2 protein-coding genes are annotated in these 1,161 nt (G+C 58.0%); both read right to left on the bottom strand.

The features are described from left to right. Positions 1-151: 151 nt before the first annotated feature. Positions 152-556 (bottom strand): AEC family transporter, encoded by a 405-nt coding sequence (locus DXC67_RS09915; protein WP_158551350.1) that lies wholly within the window; start codon positions 554-556, stop codon positions 152-154. Positions 557-643: 87 nt separating this feature from the next. Continuing rightward, the gene (locus DXC67_RS09910) at positions 644-1,090 is read right to left on the bottom strand and encodes an AEC family transporter (protein WP_117638244.1); all 447 of its coding nucleotides are present in this window, start codon (positions 1,088-1,090) and stop codon (positions 644-646) included. Positions 1,091-1,161 lie beyond the last annotated feature (71 nt).

The following is a 1,161-nucleotide window of genomic DNA, read 5'->3' as shown; positions in this document are numbered from 1 at the left end:
TTCAAGCCGCCGCCTTACCCTATCGGTACGCGGCGTCTATGGCTCGCCCAGCGGGGTAATACGGGCGAGGGCCGGGAAGTTCGCGAAGCCCACTTCCCGGAGCAAGGCCACCCCGCCGGGCAAGGCCCCAGCGCGAGGCCGTCCCGGATGCCTACCCGCACAGCGTGGCTACGAGCGGGATAGTCAGAATGGAGCAAATGATCGACAGAAACGTGCACTGCATCATGGGGCGTGCATCCTTACCGTATTGAAGGCAGTACAGCGTACCGTTGCTGCCCACCGGCATTGCCATATCGAGCACAAGCGTCGCGATAAACATGGGCGTCATGCCGGGCCACAAGCGCGCGACGGCAAGACATGCCACCGGCACGACAACCAGGCGAAATGCCACGGCAGCATAGGCACGCCAGTTGGTGAGCATCTCGAGCGGACGGTACTTGGCGATAGACGACCCCATGAGCAACAATGCCGCAGGAGTGGTCATGGTGCCAACGATGGAAATCGAGTCGCCCAGCACGCCCCAATCGGTCCATCCGGTGAGCACGATCCCAAGCACAGCAGTACTTGCAATGAGACCAGGACTCTTGCAGCAGGCGGCAATATTGCGCATCTGCGTTTTAAGGCCACCACTTATTCCGCTAAATTACATAACGCCGACGGTAAACATAAGAAAGTTTGGGGGGATAAGCGCAATCGATGCATACAACAGCGCTTGTTTTCCCAACACCGCCGAAATAACCGGAAAACCGATAAACCCGGCATTACCGAAAAGCACGGCGAAGCGATACGAGCATTCCGTCCCTTTGGGAACGCGAAGAGCAGCGGTGACAGCAAACGCGATAACGGTCGCCACCACATACATCACAAAGGACAGTCCCATGAGCGAAAACGTATCGGCAATGCTCGGAAGCTTCACATCATCGCCCAGCGCTGACGAAAGCACCAAGCACGGCAGCGCCACCTGCAACAGCAGATGCGACAGCTCGCGCTCGAACTCCGCTTTCATAAACCCCAGCTTGGCGATACACCACCCCAACAGGATCGGCAAAGAAACCGTCACCATCTGCAAGGCCACGCTCGTAAAACTCATCTACTCCCCCTCTTATCTATTCCACGAGTGCCGGGGCGGGGTGCTTGGTTTTGGAAGTGGGCTTCGCGAAC

Source organism: Collinsella sp. TF07-1 (genome assembly GCF_003437235.1).
In the GTDB taxonomy this organism is placed as follows: Bacteria; Actinomycetota; Coriobacteriia; order Coriobacteriales; family Coriobacteriaceae; genus Collinsella.
This window is presented reverse-complemented; position numbering and strand designations above follow the sequence as displayed.

Coding starts and splice junctions, on each gene's coding strand:
- DXC67_RS09910 (WP_117638244.1), bottom strand. CDS start 1,090: ATGAGTTTTACGAGCGTGGCCTTGCAGATGGTGACGGTTTCTTTGCCG.